Genomic DNA, 17,499 nt, shown 5'->3' with positions numbered 1-17,499 from the left:
AACAATTATACCAAAAGAGAGGGGGTCATTGTTTTTTATATTAAAAACAGTTATAACCCTTGCAATAGCAAGGTTTCAAATAAATAAAGCAAAGATAGTGTTTACACTATCAGAAATAGCAAGGGAGAAACAATATGAAATTTTTTATAGGTTCGTTAGTGGGTTCTGTTATAGGGTTTATAACCAATTGGTTAGCTATAAAAATGTTATTTAGACCACACAAAGAAATTAGACTTTTTAATATTAAAATACCATTTACACCTGGTCTTATTCCAAAGGAAAAGACTAGAATTGCTAAAAATATAGGAGAATCTGTTGGCCAACATATTTTAACAAAGGAAACAATTTGCAAGTCTTTATGTAGCGATGATATGAATAAACAATTGGATTCTTGGGTACAAGGGAAAGTAAACATTATTAGTAATAGTGAAAGTACTGTAGGAAATGAGATAAAAAAACTATTAGGTGATGAATATTGTAATATTATAGAAAACAATAGTAGCAATGTATCTAAATTAATTTTTGATTATATAAATGAAGAAGAAGTTAAAAAAGGAATTGCTAAATATGTTTATACAGAGATGATGCAAGTATTGAATACACGACCACAAATAATTTGTGAGAGTGATTTATATAATTCTATAAAAAATAAAGTTATGAGTGCAACTATTAATTATAAGAATTCTGACAATTTTTATAATAAAATTCAAATGATATTAAAAGAAAATATAGCTAAGTTAGTGGCTTTAGATAAAAAATTTGATGAAGTTATACCTAGACAAATAACTAACATTATTAAAGTATATGTTTATAGTAAAAAGTATAATATAGCAATGGGAATAAAAAAATTTTTGAAGGAAGAAAAAAACAGTCAGAAATTGAGACAAATTGTTGGTGAAATAATAGGTACTAAATTAAGCCCAATGATAGCTATGTTTATAACTGTAGATAGTATTTATGACAAAGTTGTAGTAGGTATAGATGGGTATTTAGATGATGAAAAAAATCATAATGACATTGCATTAACAGTTAATGAGATAATAGACAAGCTACTTGAAAATTCAATAAATGGAGTGATTTCTGAATTGCCAAAAGAAGGAATCGATGATAGCATAGAACCATTAATTAAATTTTTCACAACTAATGTTGTAGATGAAAAGCTTATTATAGATACATTTAATACTATTCAAGACAATTTTAGCGAGCATGTATCTGTTGAACAGATACTAAAGAAAACAGGTATAGACTATAAAAGCGCAATAGAAAAATTTATAAAGAGCAGGATAAATGCTATAGTGGAAAGCAAGTCTATGAAAATTAAAGTTGCAGAAATATTGTCTATAGTAAGTAATAAATTGCTAAATATAGAGATGAAATCAATATTTAAAGGAAATGGTAAAAAAGTATCTAAGTCAACTTCTAAGATAGTTAGAAAATTATACAATAGATTTATAGAAAACAGAGCATCTGACGTAATTGAAGTGTTAGATGTGTCAAAAATTGTTGAAGACAAAATTAACGAGTTTGATGTAGCATTTGGGGAGAAAATTATACTAGAAATCGCTAGTAAAGAGTTAAACGCTATAACTTGGCTGGGGGCACTGTTAGGTGCAATTATGGGCATCTTGTCGCCTATATTAGGTTCACTCTAGCACATAAAATTAAAATCAAAAGTTGCTTTCATATGAAAGTGACTTTTGATTTTTTTATATAGAATCTTCTATACAATTTTGCAAATAGTTTGGTATTTATGATATAATACCTAACAGATATTTAGAGTGGGCTTAAAAATTTATTAATAAATAAAAAAGGTGGTGAAAGCTGTTATTAAACTTTTAAGTTAATAGGTTTAATTGCAGTACATATTATGATATTTGATTCACATGCACATTATGATGATGAAGCGTTTGATAAAGATAGAGAAAAAGTACTAAATGGGTTAAATGATAAAGGGGTAATAGGTGTATTAAATTGTGGGGCGTCACTAGAAGGCGCAAGAATGTCAGTAGAATTATCAAGTAAATATGACTTTATATATTCGGCAGTAGGAGTTCACCCAGAATATGCAAACATTGTTAATGAGAAAACTATTAATGAACTAAGAGATTTAGCAAGTTACCCAAAGGTTAGGGCTATAGGTGAAATAGGACTCGATTATCACAATGATGAAAATCCAGATAGAGAGATTCAAATGAATGCTTTTAGACTTCAAATGGGGCTTGCAAAAGAGCTTAAATTACCAGTGGTTATACATGATAGGGATGCTCATAAAGATACTTTGGATATATTAAAGGAATTTCCAGAGGTGATAGGCACAGTTCATTGTTTCTCAGGAAGTGTTGAATTTGCAAGAGAGTGTTTAAAACTTGGATATTATATAGGTTTTACTGGGGTAATAACATTTAAGAATGCAAAAAAAACATCAGAGGTTGCAAAGATTGTACCAATGGATAGAATATTAGTAGAGACAGATTGCCCATATATGGCACCTGAGCCTAATAGAGGGAAAAGAAATCAATCAGATTACATTAAATATATTATAGAAAAAATATCGGAAGTTAAGGGTAAAAGTATAGAAGAAATTGAAAATTCAACAATATTTAATATAAAACATTTGCTAAAAATTAACAGATAGTGTAAGATGGTTAAAGATTCAACTTGTGTAATAATTTTACAAAAGAGTGTTTGTACTTAAATTTTAAGGACAAAGATATAATTTTAATGGTAAATATTAATTTTACCAAGTTACCCTCAAAACTGGGTTAGTTAAGTTATTTTTGAATTATAATTTTATGCACAATGATGCATTATCAACAAAATTAAGAGCAATAGGTTGTAGATTTGACATATTTATAGCTTCACGTTATAATACCAAAGTGCTCTTGACCAAGGGAGGGAATATTACAATGAAAAATGCAAAGAATAATTTGAAGAACTTTTTTTCAAATGGTCCAAAGACAGTTTTTGTAGTAATGCTTCTAATAACATGCATTACAGTGTCTATTTTTAATATGAAAAAGGCTATATCTGTTATCGTTGATGGTAAATCTATTAAAGTTACAACCTTAAACAGCAATGTTACTCAAATATTAAAAAGTAATAATATAGCTTTAGGGTCAAAAGATCAAATAACGGTGAAATTAGACAGTAAAGTAAAAGACGGAGACAAAATATATATAAAAAAAGCTGTAAATGTTAAAGTAACAGTTGATGGGAAAACTCGCAATATTCAAACTGCTGAAAAGACAGTGGAAGATATGTTAAAATCTGAAAAAATTGTATTAAGTGATAAAGACAAAATCACCCCATTAAAAAGTGATTCATTAAAATCAGGTCTCGTAGTAAATATAACAAGAGTAAGCACTAAGAAACGCACAGAGACTAAAGCGGTTAAGTTTGCAACTGAAATTAAGCGTAGTGGTGAATTGAAAAAAGGTGTCAAAAAAGTCAGTCAGAAGGGCAAAGCAGGCCAGAAGGTTATTACTTCGACAGTTGTCTATGAGAATGGCAAAGAGGTATCTAAAAAATTAGTTAGTGAAAAAGTTAATTTAAAGCCTGTTAAAGAAATCATAGTCTTAGGAACTTCGAATGTTTATACACCATCTCGTGGAGGAGATATTCGTTATACTAAGAAAATGAAGGTCAGGGCAACAGCATATACTGCTGATTTAAATTGCACTGGAAAAGGTCCAAATGACCCTGGGTTAGGTATAACTTGTACTGGGAAAAGAGCAGTAAGAAATCCAGGCGGTTATAGTACAATAGCTGTAGATCCTAGCGTTATTCCATTAGGGACAAAGCTTTATGTTGAGGGCTATGGTTATGCCACTGCAGATGATACAGGCGGAGCTATAAAGGGTAAGGTAATAGATCTTTATTATGATTCCAGTAATGAAAGCTGGGATTGGGGATCACGAAATGTGAATATTTATATTATGAATTAGGAGCATAAGCTCCTTTTTTTGTTTTGTAGTTCACTATTAATAAGTAAAATGGTATTATAGATGCAGGAATGCATTGAAAAACTAAGGGATATTCTGCTTTCTTATGTTTATAGAATAAAAGTAAGTGACTTAGTTAAGCAAAACACGGAGATAATACTTAATGAGTGTTATCTTTTATTGTGAGCAATTAGGAGGATAAAATGATTAAAGAGGTTATAGTGGTTGAGGGAAGAGACGACGTAACAGCAGTTAAGAGAGCAGTAGAAGCTGAGCTGATTTCTGTTGGGGGATTCGGAATTAATGAAAAGGTAATTAACAAGATAAGAGAAGCACAAAAGAGAAAAGGCGTTATAATATTTACTGACCCCGACTTTGCTGGAGAAAAAATAAGAAAAATTATATCTAAAAGAGTAGCTAATGTAAAGCATGCGTATATATCTCAAAAAGAAGGTACTAAAGATGGAGATATAGGTGTTGAAAATGCATCACCAGAAACAATACTAAGAGCACTTGGTGCTGCAAAATATGAAGTTCAAGAGAAAAGAAAAGAATTTGACATACATGACATGATATTTTTTAAGTTAACAGCAGACAGTAGAGCTAAGGAAAGGCGAGATGCACTAGGGAATGAACTAGGAATAGGCTATGGCAACTCAGCACAATTTATAACTAGGCTAAATAATTATGGAATTATAAAAGAAGAATTTATTAAAGCTATAGAAAAAATAAACAAGGAGATGAATTATGGCAGATTTGACGATTAGTGAAGTTATAAAAAAATATAAATTTAGGTATAAGAAAAGCTTAGGTCAAAACTTTTTAATAGATGATTCTGTGCTTGATGACGTCGTAGATGGAGCAGATGTTGGCGCAGAAGACTTTATTATTGAAATAGGGCCAGGTGTAGGTACATTAACTAGAGAACTTTTAAAGAGAGCTAAGAGAGTCTGTGCTATAGAACTAGATGATCAACTTTTACCGATATTAGAGGATGAACTTAAGGAATTTGATAATTTTGAGCTTATACATAAGGATGCATTAAAAGTAGATTATAATGAACTTATTGGGGAAGAAAAATCTGTGAAGTTGGTTGCCAATTTGCCATACTATTTAACAACTCCTATAATCGTTAATTTACTTACTAAGGGATATAATTTTAAATCTTTGACTATTATGATACAAAAGGAAGTTGCGCAGAGAATAGATTCACAGCCTAATTGCAAGGCATATGGAGCTTTTTCAATATTAGTTCAATACTATTGTGATACAGAAATTTTGCGCTTAGTTCCACCATCAGCATTTTTGCCAGAGCCTAAGGTAGAGTCCATGGTTATTAGATTGGATAGGTTAAGTGAACCTAAAGTTAAGGTGAAAGATGAAGCATTGTTTTTTGCTATAGTAAGAAAATCTTTTAATATGAGAAGAAAAATCTTGTGGAATTCGATAAAAGACATAGGTATTGACAAAGAGGAATTACAAAAATGTTTTGAGAGAGCAAATATTGATCCTAAAAGGAGAGGCGAAACTTTATCGCTTCAAGAATTCGCTAATCTTTCGGATGAAATAGGAAATGTAAAATAAATTTTCAGATGTTGTTCATTTTTTATTATATACTTCATATATTATAATGAATAAGTTTTATATGGAGGTAGAGGAAGGTGACACCTAAAAAAAATTATAGTAGGTACTTTATTATATTACAAGAAGATGAAAAAGGCTATTCATTAGACTCAGACAAAATACCATCGGGGTATGCAAAGCTTGAAATGAAAAACAGTAAATGTAAGATTTCATACTATGTGCAGAACCTAAGGAAAGAGAAACAACCTTATTACATGGTTTTGATATGTGGTAAAAAAGATGTTAACAAAATCATAAAAGTCGGTAAATTGAACATAGACGATCACGGTAGGGTAGACATCTTTTATGAGTATGATATGGACAATATAGCAGAAACTAATATTTCTGCTGAGAAAATTATTGGAGCTGGAATTGTTAAATTTCTTGATGCCAATGTAATTTCAATAATGAGTGGATTCTCAACAACAGATAAACCGAGTGATTGGAAGAACTATAAATTAGCCGATAGTAACAAGGACAAGAAAGAAACAAGATCAGAAGATGTAGTCAATGAATTTGATGAGTATGAACAAAGTATCGAATTAATTAAAGTAAAAGGTAATGAAGCAGCTGAGCATTTAGAAATACAAAAAGATGTACAAGAAAAAGAAGAGAAAAAAAGAGTTGAATCTAAAGATGTTAAATCTTTAGAAGATGTAAAGAATGCAGATAAAGAAGTAGATAACTCTTTAGAAAGTAAAAAAAATATAGATGAAGAAGATACTAAGCAAAGAGTTGAAGCTGAAAATATTGAAATACAAGAGTTGCCGGATGAGAATATAGAAAGTAAAAGCTCAGAAGATAATTATGATATTGATAGACATAAGAATAAAGAATGCAAACCGAATAAAAAGGAAAATAGCGACAGTAAAAAAGAATATCCAAAAGGTGATATGGGAAATTTCTTTAAAGCAGTAGCTAAAGATTTTGTAGAAGTGCCTAACTTTTCAAATGAAATTAAATGGTGTACGTGGTATAAAGTGCCTGTTCATGATTTAGAGAACATGTATGATTTAAGTGACTATAACAAATATACAATAGCCTATTATCCGATGATTTGTTATTATCCATATATTAGAAACTATAAATCTTTTATGTTAGGATATAAATGTGATTCTAATGGGTATATGAAATATATTGTTTATGGAATACCTGGAACAAAAGCTAAAGCGCATCAACCCTATGGAGGCAAAACTGGTTTTGTAACTTGGATTGCGGATAAAGACAATGATGAAATGGGTCATTGGTTGATGTTTTATGATTTTAAAAATTCTACAATAGTAGTACCTATAAAAAAATAATACAGTTAAAAATAAAATGTATGGCTATAAATTAGTCATACATTTTATTTTTTAATATTTTTATATTATATATCATATAGTATATTAATATTAATATCTGGAGGGGTACATTGAAGATTATATTTATAAACAGAAAGAAAGTTGGAATTTTAGTGATAATTGTTGGACTTATGATTACACTAGTAGGGATATCAAAACAATTTGATAACAAATTAAAAACCACCATTCTTGTAGAGAATAATATTAATTTGTTAGATAGTTATGTGGCTTTAAATGGAAACATAACGTATAAATTGCCAGCGGGATGGACATCAAAAGAAAAAACATTTGCTGGAGATGAAATTGTGTATCACAATGATTTTCAATCAGCGGATGCAATAATTCATGGTTTTGTAGAAGTCTGGACAGCTAAACAGGATTTAAAAGTATTTTTACAAAATAGTAAAAACATATCTCAAAAACAAAATGAAATTAAGAATTATAAAATAAATAGTTTTAATATCAATGGCAAAAAAACATATTTAGTACAATACTCTATAAATACAATAGGTAATAATTGGTACAAGGCATATGAATATTTTATTGATAATGGAAAACAGTTTTATAGATTTTCATTTTTTGTGCGAGAAGTTAATTTCAAAGAGACTTATGTAGCTATTTTTGAAAGTATAGTTGAAACATTAAAAATTAATTGAATTACTAAGTAATGTATGTTAGTTGTAAAGTATAAGGAAAAAATTATTATTAATGGCACCTTTTAAATTAATTCTATTTGCTTAATGTATTTTAAAGTATTATAATTTATTTTAGATATATTAGAGTAATAATTTACTACCATGTTATGAGCGAATAGATCGTTTATTATAGAACTTAAAGCTAAGAGGGGCAATTGCTCCTCTTAGCATTTTATTGTGGTAGGCGGCTTAAATAGAAGCTGTAAAAGGGCAATCATTATAAATAGGAGGATGGAAATGAAACCAGTATTATTTGAATTTTCTTTTGTAAAAATTTATGGGTATGGATTAATGATAGCTATTGGAATTATTGCAGCACTTTTTCTATTAACTTATAGAAGTAAGAAAGAACAGTATAATGAAGACGATATATGGAATATGTCTATACTAGTAATTATTTTTGGAATTCTAGGTGGAAAATTACTTTACATAATAACGGATATTAGGTACATAATAGAGCAACCATCAGTATTAAAAGACATTGGCAATGGTTTTGTCATTTATGGGGCTATTTTGGGTGGCATATTAGCTGTGTGGTTATATAGTATAAAAAAAGGTTGGAATACACTTAGTGTATGTGACTTGTTAGTTCCAAGCTTACCTTTGGCTCAAGGATTTGGTAGGATAGGGTGTTTTTTAGCAGGATGTTGTTACGGAAGAGTTACAACATTACCAATAGGAGTGGAATTCAATAATTCACCGTTTGCACCTGCAAATCTACATTTATACCCAACACAAATCTTTTCTTCAGTGTTTGATTTCATATTAGCAATTTTTTTACTTTGGTATAATAGAAAAGAAAGAAAAAAAGGCAGAGTATTTTCTCTTTACCTTATAATATATAGCATAGGAAGATTTTTAATAGAATATTTAAGAGGGGATCCTCGAGGGAATATATCTATATTCTCTACATCTCAATTTATTAGTTTATTTATAGTTATTATTGGAATTGGATTATTTAACATTGAAAAAATAAAAGCAAGGTTATCAAAATAATTTTAAAAATTATAATAGGGATAAGAAATATTAAAAGCAAAACTCAAAATTTCAATGTATTAAGGTGAATAGTAAAAGTGTTATATTAAATCATTTTCTGTATTGCTGTAACAAATATAGCACTTTTAATCATTTACTTATGTTTAAAAAAAATCTATCATTTTGTTATTGAGTATATTAGTAATAGTTCCAATATTTAAATTAATAGTATCTCCAGTTTTTGAATTTTTAGGTAAGCGACCTATACTTACGTCCACTGTAGTTCCATCTGAAAAATTTATAAAAGCTTCCGTACTATTCATATCTATTATTTTTCCAAACATTATAAAATCATCCTCTCATAAAATATAAGCTATCTTTACTTTAGTTTTAGCAAAGAACAATATTATATTCATAAGACTAATATTATTTTACAATACAAATAAAAAATACAGTAGTGGTATCATATGTAAAAATAAAAAACCTATCACAAATTGTGATAGGTTTTTTATTTTTTAAAATTTATACTATAGTAACGTTTGCGGCTTGAGGGCCTCTAGCACCAGTAGTAATTTCAAATTGAACTTGTTGTCCTTCTTCTAAAGATTTATATCCGTCTCCTTGAATAGCTGAGAAATGTACGAATACGTCCTCTTCTCCTTCTACTGATAAAAAACCAAACCCTTTTTCTGAATTAAACCATTTAACTGTACCTGTTTTCATATAACTTTCCTCCTGAATAAAAAAATTTGCAACATCTGTAACATAGCTATTATGATACTACACTTTGGTGTATTTTTAAATAGTTTTTCGAAAAAAAATTATATTTTAACGAAATTATATTACTTTATCTATGATAAACACCTAAAATCAGTTAATTTAAAAATGGCTTATTCTTAGACATAATTTAATATTTTAACAGAAAGCGATTCATTTATTATATCGTCAATAATTAAAGTATTATTATCTATTTTTGAGGCATTCTTCATATTCATAAGAAATGTTTCTACTCCATCTAAGGGAAGGAAAACTTTTGATGTTTTATAATGCATAGGGAAAATTATCTTGGGATTTATTTTCTTAGCTATTTCGGATGCTTCTTTTCCATCTATTGTATAATTACCACCTACTGGAATAAATAATATATCTACAGTTCCAATAGTTTCAATATCATTATTTGTAAGAGTATGACCTAAATCTCCTAAATGGCATAAGGAATATCCATCCATTTTATATAAGAATATTAGGTTATCACCACGTTTTTCACCCTTATTTTTGTCGTGATATGAAGGGATACCTTTTATGTATACATCGTTAAAATTAGACATACCCACCTTACTTATAATCTTACAGTTATCGTTTAAATTTTTAGTATAATTATGATCAAAATGATTATGGCTTATAGTAACAATATCAGGATTACCTTTATAAAGTTCATAGCCTACAGTAGTGTCAAATGGGTCTGTTAAAAGTTTTGTACCTTTAGAATCTTCAAAAAGAAAGCATGAATGCCCAAGCCAAGTTATTTGCATATAAATTCTCCTTCTATTAATAAATTATAAAAAATCACCTCAATAGTATTTATACAATTGAGGTGATTTATTCATAATTTACAATATTTAATTTAGAGTTTTATTATATGTCTAACAAATTCTTTTCATAGTTAGAATAATAAAGTCTAAGTTCTTGAATTTGTTCGTCTAACTGTATTTGTAATGTTGAAAGTTCTTCATAGTTTTCATTGTTAGAAGCTTCTTTTATTTTAGAAAATAGGCTAGTTTTAGAATAAGTGTCTTTCATAAGTGATTGTCTTAAATCACTTACTTTCTGCCAATTTGCTAAATCTAAATCTAAAGCTTTCTCAGCAGAATGAATCATTTTAAATTTCCTAATTTCTTGTGAATAATTGTTTAATAATCTATTGTTGATTTCAGTAACCCATCTAGATATTGTTGCCATTCTAAAACTATTTATTATACTAGTGGTGAATACACCATCAGCTTTAAGAATTTCAAGCTTTTTAGGATATTCATCTAATGCACGAATATTCTCAAAAACAGTTTTAGGAGCTTTTCCAAAATAATCTGCACGTTGTTTTTCTGTATAGAATTCAAATACATCTTCTTCACTTCTATAAGCTCTATCTTTTTCTAGATAATCTGCGTCATCACCTGGTTTCTTAGATAGTTCTTTCAAAAGGTCATCTTCTGATTTATTGTTTTTGATGGCATATACAATACCGTCGAGCATACCCATATACAAAGTAGATAAAGCTAGGTAAGTATTAGTATGTGGACATGGAGCTCTAAGTTCAAATCTTGTAGCAAGCGGATTGTCAAGATCTCTTATTAATGCAAGTAGTATAGATCTATTTCTTGATGGAACATCTACACTGTGACCAAGTGAAGTTACTATACAAATAGGAGCTTCAAATCCAACTTTTAATCTTTTTAAAGAATCATTTGTTGCAGAAACAAATGGGTTTATTACTTCATAATTTTTAAGTATACCCATTGCTGAAGCATAACCTAAAGTGCTTAAAAAATGATTGTTAGCTGAATTAAATATATTGACTCTCTTGCCATTTTTTAATTTTACAGCGAGACCTACATGAGTATGTTCACCGCTTCCAGCTACATCATGTACAGGTTTTGCTAAAAAGTTAACATCTAAACCATTAAGTCTGAATGTTTCTTTTACTAAATTTCTAATAAACATTTCGTTATCTGCGCATTGAACAGCATCTGAAAATTTCCAATCTATCTCAAGTTGTTCCATAATGTGAGTTAGAGAACCAGATTCACCTATTTTGGCTTTTACACCGCCAACTTCTTTATGGCCCATTTCAGGTTCGAAACCATACTCTTCCATTAGTAGAAGTGTTTGTTCGAGAGCTGTTCTAACATTACCTTTAGTTTTGCTCCAATATTGTTCTTTTAGTACTTGAGATGTAGATAGTTCTTCTATATCAGCCTTATCATTAGGTGTTTTTACCCAAAATTCTAATTCAGTAGCTGAAGTGAGTGATAACTTTTCAATATCTTTATATTCAAAATCAAAAGAACTTAAAGATGATGGATTTTCTTTGAATAAATTAAGAACAGTTGTTTTGAATGTTTTAACGGATCTTTTTAATATTGATCTTGAATCCACTGGAATATGATCATGTAATAATGTACATGGAATTTTTAAGGTACCTATTGGTAATTCTGTTTCAGGGTCAATGTTTTCATAATTGTAATCAATGTACCAATTACAATCAACATCTGCCATCATATCTAATTTAGCATTGTTTAAAGTAGCAATTCCTGGCAATACTACAGATGAACCATCAGTTTGAATAGCACCGTTCGCGAAACCGCTAATGTCATCTAAAAATATTTGTATTGGAATTCTTTCATCAGTGTCATTTCCTGATAAGTCGATACCTACAAGGGAAACAAATTTCACCTCAGAGTGCGCAAGTAAAATTTCTTTAATGTCTTTTTCAGAATGTTTTTCTTTAAGAATTGAATAAATTAATTTCTTCAAAATAATATTCCTCCTCTATAATATATATTTAAATTGCTAAAAAGCCACTTAAGTGACTTGATTGACCTCTTAAGATATAGAATGATTTTTTAGTGAAAGATTTGATCGTTATATACTTTTTTTAATAGTTGTAGAGAGCTTTTTTGCTTTTTACATAACTAAATTAGAGTTATAAATAAAATGATTTTATTACAAAAATGAATTCATGTCAATACAAAAGATCATGAATTTTAATTAATAACAAAATAATGATGGTATTTTGCAAGTTTAATATAAGTAATAATTCATTTGTTAAGACATATTTTAAATTAATTTGTATCTTTTTAATTCATTTTTAACTAATATTATATCACATATACTCATTAATAGGGGCTAAATGAGTAATCAAAGTAGTTAATGAAAATTTACTCTTATAGTAATTGCCAAATATTAAAATGTTTACCTTATAATATAAATTTTAAATTATAGATAGATATGGTTTTATAATAGTAGAGAAAAGAAAAACTAAAAAGAAATTGACAATAAAAATCCATTATAATATAATGGTAAGAAGTTCATATTGATTTATAATATATTTATATTATAAATCGATTATGACTAATAAAAAGCGTTGATTAGGAAAAGTATTTAAGCAAGTAACTTACAGAGAGTGGGATAAGGTGAGAACCCATAGCAAATGTTTAGAAAAAATCACCTAGGAGCCGAGAGCTGAAAATCAGTAAGCTTATCCGTATTTCTGCGTTAAAGAATAAAGTATAATTGTACTTGAATTTATATTAATCATGTAGGTGGCATAACGAATTTAACTTCGCCCTATTTAAGGGTGGAGTTTTTTATATTTTAAAAGAGAATTAAATTAATTGTTTAATAAATTTAATTCCCTTTTTAAAAGGAAAGTTCCTTGCATCTAATAGGTACTATTAATTGAAATAAGGAAAGGAGTTTTATTATGTACAAGAAAAATGATACTTCAAAAAGCTTTATGGATATAGAAAAGGATATACTAAAGCTTTGGAAAGAAAAAGATATTATACAAAAGAATTTTGACTTACATAAGGGAGGCAAGACCTTCACCTTTTATGATGGTCCACCAACGGCTAATGGTAAACCACATATAGGTCATGTTTTAACAAGAGTAATGAAGGATTTAATTCCAAGATATAAGGTAATGAAGGGGTACAATGTTCCTAGAAAAGCAGGGTGGGATACTCATGGACTACCAGTAGAACTTGAAATAGAGAAAAAACTTGGAATTAATGGAAAGCCTGGAATAGAAGCATACGGTGTGAAGAATTTTGTTAAAGAATGTAAGGCAAGTGTTTTTAGTTACGTTAATATGTGGAGAGAAATGTCTGAGAGAGTAGGATATTGGATAGACATGGATAACCCATATGTAACTTATCATAATGATTATATTGAGTCTGTTTGGTGGGCACTAAAGCAGATGTGGGATAAGGATTTGTTATATAAAGGTCATAAAGTAATGCCATATTGTCCTAGATGCGGAACTTCGTTATCATCTCATGAAGTAGCGCAAGGATATAAAGAAGTAAAAGAAATGTCAGCATACGTAAAGTTTAAAGTAAAAGGTGAAGATAAATTTTTACTTGTTTGGACTACAACTCCTTGGACACTTCCAAGTAACGTAGCTCTCGCAGTTAATAAAAAATTCAACTATGTTGAAGTAATTAATCAAGATGAGCATTTAATACTTTCTAAAGATTTGTTAACTAAATTAGAAGGTGAGTATGAAATTGTACGTGAATTTAAAGGTGAAGATCTTCTAGGACTTGAATATGAACAAATGTTTAATTTCTACACTCCAAAAGAAAAAGCTTTCTATATAGTTCATGGAGATTTTGTAACACTTTCAGATGGTACAGGGATAGTTCATATTGCACCAGCTTATGGTGAAGATGATAACTTACTTGGTAAGAAATATAATTTACCACTAGTTAATTTGGTCGATGTAGAAGGCAAGTTTGTTGATTGCGTTCTTCCATGGAAAGGCATTTTTGTTAAAGATGCTGATGCTAAAATATTAGAATACTTAAAAGAAAATAGTGTTTTATATAAAGAAGAAAAATTTACTCATTCATATCCACACTGTTGGAGATGTGATACACCACTTTTATATTATCCAAGAGAAAGCTGGTTTGTAAGAATGTCTTCAATGAGAGACAAACTTATAGAAAACAACAATAAGGTTAATTGGATGCCAGATAACGTAAGATCTGGAAGAATGGGAAAATTTCTTGAAGGAGTTATAGATTGGAGTATAAGTAGAACAAGATATTGGGGTACACCACTTCCAATTTGGGAATGTGAATGTGGACATAGAGAACTTATAGGAAGTATCGCAGAGCTTAATGAAAAGGGAATAGATGTACCAGAAGGAATCGAACTTCATAAACCATATATAGACAATGTTCATTTAAAGTGTCCAAAATGTGGTAAATCAATGACTAGAGTTGAAGAAGTTATAGATTGCTGGTTTGATTCAGGATCAATGCCATTTGCACAACATCATTATCCTTTTGAAAACAAAGAAAAATTTGAAGCTAATTTCCCAGCGCAATTTATTTCAGAAGCAGTAGATCAAACTAGAGGATGGTTTTATACATTACTTGCGATATCTACTACCGTATTTGATACTAATCCATTTGAAAACTGTATAGTACTTGGACATGTTTTAGATAAAAATGGACTTAAAATGTCTAAGCATAAAGGAAATGTACTAAGCCCATTTACAGTACTTGATAATGAAGGAGCGGATGCTCTAAGATGGTATTTCTACACTACTAGTGCACCATGGTTACCTTCAAGATTTTATGAGGGAGCAGTTATTGATTCACAAAGAAAGTTCATAGGAACGCTTTGGAATGTTTATTCATTTTATATTCTTTATGCTGATATAGATAATTTTGATCCAACAAAACATGAAGATTTTGTATCTGAAAACATTATGGATAAATGGATGATGTCAAAATTAAATTCCTTAGTTAAGGATATAGATGATCATTTAAGCAACTATAGAATAACTCAAGGTGCTCTTGAACTTGAAGATTTTATTGATAAGCTTTCTAACTGGTATGTAAGACGTAATAGATCAAGATATTGGGTACAGTCACTTACAGATGATAAAATAGGCGCATATATGACACTATATAAAGTTATTACAACTTTTACTAAAATAGCTGCACCATTTATACCATTTATAACAGAAGAGTTATATCAAAATCTAGTAGTTGCGTTTGATAAAAATGCACCTGAGAGTGTTCATTTATGTTCTTGGCCTGAATATAATGGAGACCTAGTTAACAAGGCTTTAGAAGAAGAAATGGATAAAGCTTATAAAATCGTTAAACTAGGAAGAAGTGCAAGAAATACTGCCAATATAAAGAACAGACAGCCACTTTCTAAAATGCTAGTTAGTTCTAAATCTCTTCCAGAATATTATGGGCATATAGTAAAAGAAGAACTTAATGTTAAAAAGGTAGAGCTAGGAGCTGATCTTTCTAAATATGTTAAATTTGAAATAAAACCTAATTTGCCAGTACTAGGGAAGCCATATGGCAGACTAATTCCTGGTATCAAAAAAGCAATAGGTGCTATGAATCAAATGGAACTCGCTCAAACTATAAATAAAGGTAACGTTGTTACTATAAATGTAGGTGGAACAGAAATAGAATTAGATAGCAAAAAATTACTTGTTACAATGCAAGGACTTGAGGGTTATACATTTGCTGGAGAAGGAGAAATTGGAGTTGTATTAATTACTCACATTACTCAGGAGCTTAAAGAAGAAGGAAACGTACGTGAAATCTTAAGTAAAATTCAAAATATGAGAAAAGAAAATGGGTTTGAAGTTGCTGATAAGATTAAGACATACGTAGCTGGAAACGAAATGCTTGAAAGTGTAATCTCTAAATTTGAGAAGCAAATTAAAAGAGATACCCTATCTATGGAGATTGTATACAATGAAAAAAGAGAATACAAGAACGTTAGAATAAACGGTGAAGATTTACAATTAGATTTAGTAAAATTATAATTAATGTTAAAATAGAAAGTATATGATATTAGTCATATACTTTTTATTTTAATGTAGTTATAAGAATTTTAGAATAAGATGAAATAATTGTAAAATAAGATTAAATAATTGTAAAATAAGATTAAATAATATATTATTTGGTGATAATAAAGAATACATAGTAAAAAAAAACATATATTTTTTATTTAATGCTTTATATATCAATGCACACTTGAAATTATAAGGTTTTATCAGTATAATGGTAAGATAAGAAAATAGTAGGAGTTGAGGAATATGGCTGCATCAATAAAAGACGTCGCGAGAGAAGCGGGAGTCTCTATTGCCACAGTATCTAGAGTCTTAAATGACATAGATGTGGTAAACGAAGACACTAAGAAAAAAGTAAAAGATGCTATAAAAAAATTGTCATATAGGCCAAATATAGTCGCTAGAAGTCTAAAAACACAAAAATCTAGCACAATAGGAATAATTATACCGGATATATCAAATGAATTTTATCCTGAAATAGTTAGAGGCTGTGAGGATGTAGCTAATATTTATAATTATAATATTATGCTTTGTAACGCAGATTTAGATGTAGAAAAAGAAATGGAATCTTTAAGAATTCTTAAAGAGAAAATGATAGATGGAGTTATATATATGAGTAATTCCATAGAAAGTAATGTTATAAGTCTAATAAAAGAACTAGAAATGCCGGTGGTTCTTGTAGAAACTACAGATGAGCAGGGAATATTCCCTAGTGTTGCCATAGATAATGTACAGGCAGCATCAGATGCAGTGGAATATTTGATAAATAAGGGTAACAAAAAAATTGCATATGTAGGTTCATCAATTGATAAAGTTAATGCATTATCTAAAAGGTATACTGGGTATGCTAAAGGGCTCTCAAAAATGGGAATAGATCTTGATGATGAATTAGTTTATCTTGGTGGAGTTAAAGCTAGAGATGGATATGAAGGCATTAATACAATACTTGATAAAGGTAAAAAAATAGATGCAGTATTCTGTAATAGTGATGAAATTGCTATGGGAGTAATAAATGCATTAAGAGATAAATCTATTAATGTACCTAGCGATGTTGATGTCATGGGCTTTGATGATATTTATTCAGCTTCAGTATTTTATCCTAAATTGACTACAGTAGCTCAACCGATGTATGATATGGGCTCTGTAAGTATGAGAATGCTTATTAAATCCATAAATAATATAGAGGGTGATGAGAAACATTTTGTATTACCTTATAGAATAGTAGAAAGAGATTCTTGTAAATAAATAAAAAGTCTTATTAAAACCATATAAGTTTTAATAAGACTTTTTACATTCCCCACTATTAGTTAAATCAA

At 29.2% G+C, this 17,499-nt stretch carries 14 protein-coding genes and 1 other annotated feature; of the genes, 10 read left to right on the top strand and 4 right to left on the bottom strand.

The window, feature by feature from the left end:
* Positions 1–134 precede the first annotated feature (134 nt).
* From KPL38_RS02020 to KPL38_RS01985, 8 genes are all read left to right on the top strand, one after another.
* A complete protein-coding gene (locus KPL38_RS02020) occupies positions 135–1,652 on the top strand; it encodes a DUF445 family protein (protein WP_216286230.1) in 1,518 nt (505 codons plus the stop codon).
* 215 nt (positions 1,653–1,867) lie between these two features.
* Complete coding sequence (locus KPL38_RS02015; protein ID WP_216286228.1) at positions 1,868–2,635, top strand: TatD family hydrolase; 768 nt, start codon at positions 1,868–1,870, stop codon at positions 2,633–2,635.
* Positions 2,636–2,906: 271 nt separating this feature from the next.
* Positions 2,907–3,944 carry a resuscitation-promoting factor gene (locus KPL38_RS02010; RefSeq protein ID WP_216286226.1) on the top strand — a complete coding sequence of 346 codons (1,038 nt, stop codon included), beginning with the start codon at positions 2,907–2,909 and terminating at the stop codon, positions 3,942–3,944.
* A gap of 200 nt (positions 3,945–4,144) precedes the next feature.
* Positions 4,145–4,708 carry a ribonuclease M5 gene (rnmV, locus tag KPL38_RS02005; RefSeq protein WP_216286224.1) on the top strand — a complete coding sequence of 188 codons (564 nt, stop codon included), beginning with the start codon at positions 4,145–4,147 and terminating at the stop codon, positions 4,706–4,708.
* Positions 4,689–5,525, top strand: a complete 837-nt coding sequence (rsmA, locus tag KPL38_RS02000; RefSeq protein WP_216286222.1) for a 16S rRNA (adenine(1518)-N(6)/adenine(1519)-N(6))-dimethyltransferase RsmA — start codon at positions 4,689–4,691, stop codon at positions 5,523–5,525. Before rnmV ends, rsmA begins: the two co-directional genes overlap by 20 nt.
* Before the next feature lie 77 nt (positions 5,526–5,602).
* The gene (locus KPL38_RS01995) at positions 5,603–6,865 is read left to right on the top strand and encodes a DUF7922 domain-containing protein (RefSeq protein WP_216286220.1); all 1,263 of its coding nucleotides are present in this window, start codon (positions 5,603–5,605) and stop codon (positions 6,863–6,865) included.
* Positions 6,866–6,975: 110 nt separating this feature from the next.
* A complete protein-coding gene (locus tag KPL38_RS01990; RefSeq protein ID WP_216286218.1) occupies positions 6,976–7,560 on the top strand; it encodes a hypothetical protein in 585 nt (194 codons plus the stop codon).
* Positions 7,561–7,836: 276 nt separating this feature from the next.
* Positions 7,837–8,595 (top strand): prolipoprotein diacylglyceryl transferase, encoded by a 759-nt coding sequence (locus tag KPL38_RS01985; protein ID WP_216286216.1) that lies wholly within the window; start codon positions 7,837–7,839, stop codon positions 8,593–8,595.
* A gap of 143 nt (positions 8,596–8,738) precedes the next feature.
* Here KPL38_RS01985 and KPL38_RS01980 read toward each other — a convergent pair whose 3' ends face one another.
* The 4 genes from KPL38_RS01980 to KPL38_RS01965 all read right to left on the bottom strand — a co-directional run bounded on the left by KPL38_RS01980 (position 8,739) and on the right by KPL38_RS01965 (position 12,108).
* Positions 8,739–8,918, bottom strand: coding sequence for a DUF3006 domain-containing protein (locus tag KPL38_RS01980; RefSeq protein ID WP_216286214.1), 180 nt, complete (start codon positions 8,916–8,918; stop codon positions 8,739–8,741).
* A gap of 178 nt (positions 8,919–9,096) precedes the next feature.
* Positions 9,097–9,297: a cold-shock protein gene (locus tag KPL38_RS01975; RefSeq protein WP_216286204.1), complete on the bottom strand. Its 201-nt coding sequence runs from the start codon at positions 9,295–9,297 to the stop codon at positions 9,097–9,099.
* Between the two features lie 173 nt (positions 9,298–9,470).
* Positions 9,471–10,106, bottom strand: coding sequence for an MBL fold metallo-hydrolase (locus KPL38_RS01970; RefSeq protein ID WP_216286202.1), 636 nt, complete (start codon positions 10,104–10,106; stop codon positions 9,471–9,473).
* A gap of 103 nt (positions 10,107–10,209) precedes the next feature.
* Positions 10,210–12,108 (bottom strand): type I glutamate--ammonia ligase, encoded by a 1,899-nt coding sequence (locus KPL38_RS01965; protein ID WP_216286251.1) that lies wholly within the window; start codon positions 12,106–12,108, stop codon positions 10,210–10,212.
* Positions 12,109–12,706: 598 nt separating this feature from the next.
* Positions 12,707–12,924 (top strand) — a binding site (T-box leader).
* 130 nt (positions 12,925–13,054) lie between these two features.
* On the opposite strand from KPL38_RS01965, the gene ileS reads away from it, so the two are divergent.
* Positions 13,055–16,156, top strand: a complete 3,102-nt coding sequence (ileS, locus tag KPL38_RS01960; protein WP_216286201.1) for an isoleucine--tRNA ligase — start codon at positions 13,055–13,057, stop codon at positions 16,154–16,156.
* 273 nt (positions 16,157–16,429) lie between these two features.
* The gene (locus KPL38_RS01955; RefSeq protein WP_216286192.1) at positions 16,430–17,428 is read left to right on the top strand and encodes a LacI family DNA-binding transcriptional regulator; all 999 of its coding nucleotides are present in this window, start codon (positions 16,430–16,432) and stop codon (positions 17,426–17,428) included.
* Positions 17,429–17,499 lie beyond the last annotated feature (71 nt).

Source organism: Clostridium psychrophilum (assembly GCF_018861705.1).
In the GTDB taxonomy this organism is placed as follows: domain Bacteria; phylum Bacillota; class Clostridia; order Clostridiales; family Clostridiaceae; genus Clostridium_AD; species Clostridium_AD psychrophilum.
The sequence above is the reverse complement of the archived record's forward strand: the minus strand, read 5'-3'. Positions and strand labels throughout refer to the sequence as shown.

Coding starts and splice junctions, on each gene's coding strand:
- KPL38_RS02020 (WP_216286230.1), top strand. CDS start 135: ATGAAATTTTTTATAGGTTCGTTAGTGGGTTCTGTTATAGGGTTTATA.
- KPL38_RS02015 (WP_216286228.1), top strand. CDS start 1,868: ATGATATTTGATTCACATGCACATTATGATGATGAAGCGTTTGATAAA.
- KPL38_RS02010 (WP_216286226.1), top strand. CDS start 2,907: ATGAAAAATGCAAAGAATAATTTGAAGAACTTTTTTTCAAATGGTCCA.
- rnmV (WP_216286224.1), top strand. CDS start 4,145: ATGATTAAAGAGGTTATAGTGGTTGAGGGAAGAGACGACGTAACAGCA.
- rsmA (WP_216286222.1), top strand. CDS start 4,689: ATGGCAGATTTGACGATTAGTGAAGTTATAAAAAAATATAAATTTAGG.
- KPL38_RS01985 (WP_216286216.1), top strand. CDS start 7,837: ATGAAACCAGTATTATTTGAATTTTCTTTTGTAAAAATTTATGGGTAT.
- KPL38_RS01980 (WP_216286214.1), bottom strand. CDS start 8,918: ATGTTTGGAAAAATAATAGATATGAATAGTACGGAAGCTTTTATAAAT.
- KPL38_RS01975 (WP_216286204.1), bottom strand. CDS start 9,297: ATGAAAACAGGTACAGTTAAATGGTTTAATTCAGAAAAAGGGTTTGGT.
- KPL38_RS01970 (WP_216286202.1), bottom strand. CDS start 10,106: ATGCAAATAACTTGGCTTGGGCATTCATGCTTTCTTTTTGAAGATTCT.
- ileS (WP_216286201.1), top strand. CDS start 13,055: ATGTACAAGAAAAATGATACTTCAAAAAGCTTTATGGATATAGAAAAG.
- KPL38_RS01955 (WP_216286192.1), top strand. CDS start 16,430: ATGGCTGCATCAATAAAAGACGTCGCGAGAGAAGCGGGAGTCTCTATT.